We start from the raw sequence: 6,406 nt of genomic DNA, 5'->3' as shown, positions 1-6,406 counted from the left end.
GCTATCGACTGAAGCAAAAACGAAAGGCCGGGGTTATAGCGGAAGCTAATCCTGAGTAAATAAGGTGGATCAATATTAAACCGTTGGTGGTGACGGTTAGTGGATCACTTTTTACCCGTCGTTGACAGGTGCCGGAAGCCAGTTATTCACTTTATCCTCTGATGGGCGATTTTTGCTGACGTACAGTGTCAGAGAGCCGTCATCGTTGTACTTCAGATTTTTATTTTTCGTCCCCAGAGAGTAACGGTTAAGCTCATTTGGACTAAACAGATGCTTGCTGTTGTAAAGCGTGAGTGACCAGAACCCTTTTACAGGAGGAAGTTCGCCTTTTGCGAAGGTTACCGTGTAGTCATGGGCTCCGGAAAGCTGTACGTTTGCGGCATCATTGTCGGTGTAGAAATACTGGGTTTCGTTCGGTTTGTTATCGAACATATTCGATTTGGAGGTGCCGGTTCGGTTGTAGTAGTCCACGCCGAACTCGGCGTTATTTTTAGAACGGTTCCAGCCATTGCCGGCAGGTACGCCGTTATTCTTCCATTTAAAGAATTCTGCAATAACCGTTTTATCCGTCTCGATGGCCGCTTCATCCATCCATTTGCGCACCTCAGGGTTTTTCTTCCCGGCCTCTACCAGATGGCGGTACTGAGCGTACATGGCCTCTTCGCCAGGCAGTGGCGGCACTTTTTCCAGCACATTTGCGAATTGATCAAAGAATTTCTCAGGCACCACCCAGCGCGTCTCGCCTGCGCTGGCATCTGGTTTATCACCAATAGCCGGAATTTTTGAGTATTCAAAGGATTTCATTTTCCCGTCAAACTGGTTTAACGGGTAGGTCATGATTTCTTTTATTGGAGCCTGAATCGCTTTACGATCTTCCGGGGTATCATCCATCTGTACGCGCGGAATAACGTTGGCCATTTCAGTAGACGAACGGATAATCCCTGCAATCCCCTTCGGTGTTTCGCCTTTCCAGTTCGGCCCGACTAATAAATAAAATCCAGGCTTGGTGCCGTAAGGTTTACCAACATTACCAATTTGATTCGTGCGCGCGTCATAGAGAGCGTAAACCCAGAAACGCTCACCAAAATCGGGAACCTGAATAACTATCGGTTCTTTATCTAACTCGAAGAAGCCCAGACCATATGCGACATCCTGATTGGGGCAGGTGACGAAGGTTTCTTCTGGTTTAATATAGTCTGTCAGCATGCTGAGTTGACCCATTGGCGCGACTGGAACCATCCCACCATTAAGTGCAGGATAGGGCGCTTTGGTGATGGTTTCCCGGCGGTTGAATTGGTTCACCATTGGCCAGCCCCAAATGTAGGCCTGCTGCGAAATTGCCTTTACGTAACTTTCAGGCATCGTTACATCGGCAGACGGCTGAGTTAACTGATCAAACTGGGTTGGATGCGGAATAGTCAGCGGTGCTGTTTGCGCATATACGCCGGCGCTGAGCGTCAGTGCAGTGAAGAGGGCGAGGTAATGTTTATTCATATTTTCTCTCAATTATTTGTTTGTCTGAATCAGATCGTCAGGTATCCATGTCTGATCGTAGAAGCCGTCCTCGGTTCCATACAGGCGTAGGGCAACAAGGAAATTACGGTCAGGGACTGTTTTAATAAACGCACTGTCCGCTACGCCATCAGGTTTGTTTGGACCAAACCAGAGATCGATAGAGCCGTCATTGTTTTTCGGGATGTTGTAGTAACCGTTGGTGGAAGGGAGTAGCTGATCGGTTTCAGGCATCGTGCCATCAGTGATGTTGTAGGCCGTCACCGCCCAGAACAGAGCAGCTGGTGGATTTGGCGGTAAATGCAGTTTGTAAGTATTACTGCCGTTCAGGAATTTACCGGTGTTGTCTTTGGTGGCGAAAGGGTATTTCGAGCCAGCTCCGGTGGTATGCATCACCATCGCAGCCGCGCTGGAATAGGCAATCTGGAAGAAGGCCGCGCGCTGGTTAGCATCAAGTGTGCCGTACTGCATCCATTCTGCGGTAGCACCTGCCCATGAGTTTTCCCACTGTCTGTCTTTGTAGTACAGCTGCCGCTGGTCATCTCGCCCAACCTGTCGGCGCGCCAGAATCATACGTGGCGCAGTAGCGACTGCTTTGTTGAGCATCTCCTGCTGCTTCGCCGTTGGGCTGAAGGGTTTACCTTTGACCATCCCAATACTTAACAGTGCGCTCCGTGTCGCTTCTGGTATCGCTGTTAAAGGCTCATAGTCCACGAAGGTTTTCAGTTTCTGCCAGTAGCTGGCGTCTGTTGGATACATCATATTGACGCGCTTGCCGCTGGCGTCCGGGAACTGCATCGGCTTGACCTCTTTTTCTACATCCCAAAGCGGATAAATACGCGTCGTTTCTGCATTTTTTACCGCCGGGACAGGATCGGGTTTACCATCACCCTTTGCCATGATGGTTCTGAAGAAGAGGAATACGTTATAAGTTGATGATTTAAAGGCATAGTAACCCTGAGGCACTGGCCCTTCATAGTCTGGGGGTAACAGCAAATACAAGCCACCGCGAGCGCGGTCAGGACCGATAGCACCCACGTCGGTGATGGTTTTCTGGAAGAAATCAGTAAACATGCCGATGACATTTGCCGGGGCTTTTATAACCAGCGGACCTGTCTCTTTAAGATCCAGATAACTCATCGAATAGATGACATCGCCGTTTGGCGTCGGCACGACGGCACGGCTGTCCATGCGCTCTTTCCAAATTGGCAGGACATTGTACCCTTTGCCAAATGCGGCTTCCGATCCGTCACGTAACCCGATGGTGTTCAGAAGGGGCAACGTTTGAATGTATACCTGAATAGCATCCTGATAATAAAGTTCGTCGCTGAGCGACTGCGCCTCATCAGGTGCCAGCCAGTTGCCGTTATTGAGTTGTTTCATCAATGGTGATAAAGGCGCATCGGCTGCGAATACTGGCTGAGAAAATGTCAGTGCCAGTAAAACAGCAGATGTGATTATCTGAACTTTCATAACACATTCCTGAATGAATAAGCTGAAAAACCAGTAGCGAATGCCTTCTGTACCCCTGAGGACATTAACGTCTGGCACTGAAAAATGCCGAATGCCATTTAATGATAGTTAAAGCTGAAAATTTGTAATCTTTAGATTTATTTATTAATAAATCTTCGAAATAAAAGCTTTCTTCTTTCTAAATGAAAAAAAGTCTTGTACGGAGGCGCAACGGACAGCGCTTAACGATCAAAATGACACCGGGTGGCTTGCGCTTTCCTCGGTGGAAACTGCGGTGGGGTTTACTGGTTGTTTACGGAATATAAGAATAGCAATTGTGCGATTTTTATCAGTTAACGAAGAAAAACCTCCACGTTTTTCACCTGCCGATTTAAAGTTGTGGTTGAAATCGCAGCTGTGAATAAAATCAACGTGTAGAAATTAAGAAAGTCTTCCTCCAGACATAACCATACTTTTCTGCATACCAGATAAGTAGCGGTGAAAAGGGTTTCATCAATATACCTGCAGTGTGCCAAACGCCCTCAGTTGGGCTGTAACCATGACGGGTATCGAATCAAACCCCACCTAAATACGCTTTCCTCACCTCCTGATTGCCCAGCAGCTCCTCGCCGCTACCGCTCAGGCGGATCTGGCCATTAACCATCACATATCCCCGGTCAGAAAGTTTCAGTGCATGGTGCGCATTCTGCTCGACCAGAAAAATCGTCATGCCGTTGCGGGCCAGCTCGCGCAGCGTCTGGAAAATCTGTTTTACCACAATGGGTGCCAGCCCAAGACTCGGTTCATCCAGCAGCAGCAATTTCGGGCGACTCATCAACGCCCGGGCAATGGCCAGCATTTGTTGTTCACCGCCGGACATGGTCATCGCGCGCTGCTTGCGACGCTCTTTGAGGCGCGGAAACAGGTCAAACATGATTTGCATATCTTCAGTCGCAAATTGATTGCCGATGGGGATAGTCCCCATCAGCAGGTTTTCTTCAACCGTCATATCCGGGAAGATACGTCTGCCTTCCGGCGCCTGCGCAATGCCGCCGGACGCGACGTAGTGGGTGGATTTATGGCTAATATCTTCACCACCAAAAAGGATCTGCCCGTTGCGGATACGGGGCTGGCCAAAGATGGACATCAGCAGTGTCGATTTACCCGCGCCGTTTGCGCCAATCAGCGCTACGGTTTCACCCTTATTGACCTCGAGGGAGACCTGCTTCAGCGCCTGAATGACGCCGTAAAACACGTCCACCTCGCGAAATGCCAGCAGCGGTTCGTTCATAAGGTGACCTCGCTTTCGTCCGTACCCAGGTAGGCGGCAATGACCTTTTCATCATGCTGGATCTGCTCGGGTTTTCCTCTGGCAATAACATCGCCGTGGTCGAGCACGATAATGTCGTCCGAAATCTCCATCACCATCCCCATATCATGCTCGATCAACAACACCGTGATGTCGTGATGATCGCGCAGAATACGAACTATGCTGCTCAGCTTATGTGTTTCTACCGGGTTAAGCCCGGCAGCGGGCTCATCCAGGCAGATCATCTCCGGCCCGGTACACATTGCCCGCGCGATTTCCAGACGCCGCTGTTGCCCATACGACATCTCTCCCGCCAGGCGATTGGCGCACTCCACCAGATCAACCACTTCCAGCCAGTAGAAGGCTCTGTCCAGGGCGTCACTCTCCGCCCGGCGGTATGCCGGCGTATTTAAGATCCCGGCAAGAAGATTGCGGTTAACGCGCATATGCTGTGCAACCAGCAGGTTTTCCACGACCGACATTTCGCGAAAAAGCCGGATATTTTGAAACGTGCGCGCCAGTCCGGCGCGGTTGACCAGGTGGGTTCCGCCAAACATTTTGTAGAAAAGACGCTGCCCAAACTGCGCGGGGTTAATCCAGTCACCTGGCTGGAATTTTTGGCCGAGGACCTGAATGACGTTGGTCGTTTTATTGCGGGTATTAAATAAAATGTTGCCGCCCGAGGCTCTGTAGAAGCCCGTCAGGCAGTTAAACACGGTGGTTTTCCCCGCACCGTTTGGCCCAATCAGGGCGGTAATAGAGCCACGCTGCACCTCCAGGTTGACATCGTTTAGCGCCTTAATCCCACCGAAGTGCATCATCAGATGTTCAACGCGCAATATCATATCGTTCATGGCGCAACGCCCTTACGCACGGCAAACCCGCTGCGGTTTATGCGGATCAAACCGCGTGGACGCCAGATCATCATCACCACCATCAGCATGCCAAACAGCAGGACCCGGTACTCGGCAAAACTGCGCAGCAGCTCGGGCGTGACGGTAAGCACAAAGGCCGCCAGCACGACGCCAAGCGTAGAGCCCATACCACCCAGCACCACGATGGCGAGGATTAGTGCCGATTCAAAAAACGTAAATGAGGTCGGATTCACGAAGCCCTGATACGTCGCAAAGAATACCCCGGCAATCCCGGCGGTCGATGCACCGAGCGTAAAGGCCGAAAGCTTGACCAGAACATGGTTCAACCCCATTGAGCGACAGGCGATTTCGTCTTCGCGCAATGCTTCCCACGCCCGGCCAATCGGCATCCGCGTCAGGCGGTGCTTAATATAGAGCACCAGCATCACCACCAGAAACAGAACCGCATAGATAAAGATAAACTTCATATTGGGGTTGTAGGTCAGGTGGAAAAATTCGTGGAAGGGCACTCCACCTTCTTTAGCCCGACGGCCAAACTCCAGACCGAAAAAGGTAGGAGGAGGGGCTGAAACACCATTGGGCCCTCCGGTGAAGGTCAGCCAGTTGTTCAGGATCAGACGAATGATCTCCCCAAACCCGAGGGTCACAATGGCCAGATAGTCACCGTGCATGCGCAGCACCGGGAAACCGAGCAGGGCACCTGCGGCAGCGGCCATGATTGCCGCCAGCGGTAGCATGCTCCAGAAGCCTAACCCAAGATACTCATAACCCAGCGCCAGGCCATAAGCGCCGATGGCATAGAACGCGACATATCCCAGGTCCAGCAGACCGGCCAGACCCACGACGATGTTAAGTCCCAGACCAAGAAGCACGTAGATCAGCCCGAGAATGGCAACGGTCAGCACATATTTGGTGGCGACAAACGGGAAGCAAATCGCAAGGGTAATCACCAGAGGAATAATCCAGCGCATGCGGCTTTTGTATTCCGGGGGGCGGACATACACGCCCGCGCTATCGGCTTCAAAGCGTGACTGGAAACGGGCTCCGGTGGCAGTACCCAAAAAAGCGCTCAACAGAAAGCGCCCCAGCATCACAATGCCAACCATCCAGGCCAGTCGCTGCCCGGCGAAGTTAAAGCTGTACCCGTCCAGCACCACGCCCGCAATTGGACCGAAGATAATCAGCGCAATCAGCCCGGAAAAAATGGCGTCCAGAGTGCAGCGTTTGAGAGAAAAACCGTGGCTTGTCATCGTTGCTC

Annotated in this window: 5 protein-coding genes; all 5 read right to left on the bottom strand. The window is 51.4% G+C overall.

Going from position 1 to position 6,406, the window contains the following annotated elements:
* Positions 1-111: 111 nt before the first annotated feature.
* The 5 genes from JGF26_RS14190 to livM all read right to left on the bottom strand — a co-directional run bounded on the left by JGF26_RS14190 (position 112) and on the right by livM (position 6,398).
* Entirely contained in the window at positions 112-1,494 is a 1,383-nt protein-coding gene (locus JGF26_RS14190; protein WP_134708038.1) for a DUF1254 domain-containing protein, read from the bottom strand.
* Between the two features lie 12 nt (positions 1,495-1,506).
* Positions 1,507-2,985 carry a DUF1254 domain-containing protein gene (locus JGF26_RS14185; protein WP_134708039.1) on the bottom strand — a complete coding sequence of 493 codons (1,479 nt, stop codon included), beginning with the start codon at positions 2,983-2,985 and terminating at the stop codon, positions 1,507-1,509.
* Between the two features lie 553 nt (positions 2,986-3,538).
* Entirely contained in the window at positions 3,539-4,255 is a 717-nt protein-coding gene (locus tag JGF26_RS14180) for an ABC transporter ATP-binding protein (protein ID WP_049006585.1), read from the bottom strand.
* On the bottom strand, positions 4,252-5,127 hold the full coding sequence (locus JGF26_RS14175) for an ATP-binding cassette domain-containing protein (protein ID WP_134708040.1): 876 nt from the start codon (positions 5,125-5,127) through the stop codon (positions 4,252-4,254). Before JGF26_RS14175 ends, JGF26_RS14180 begins: the two co-directional genes overlap by 4 nt.
* Positions 5,124-6,398, bottom strand: coding sequence for a high-affinity branched-chain amino acid ABC transporter permease LivM (livM, locus tag JGF26_RS14170; RefSeq protein WP_134708041.1), 1,275 nt, complete (start codon positions 6,396-6,398; stop codon positions 5,124-5,126). The genes JGF26_RS14175 and livM overlap by 4 nt, the downstream gene beginning before the upstream one ends.
* Between the last annotated feature and the right edge of the window lie 8 nt (positions 6,399-6,406).

The sequence above is a fragment of the Enterobacter sp. E1 genome, assembly GCF_016809815.1.
GTDB classification, from domain to species: domain Bacteria; phylum Pseudomonadota; class Gammaproteobacteria; order Enterobacterales; family Enterobacteriaceae; genus Enterobacter; species Enterobacter adelaidei.
This window is presented reverse-complemented; position numbering and strand designations above follow the sequence as displayed.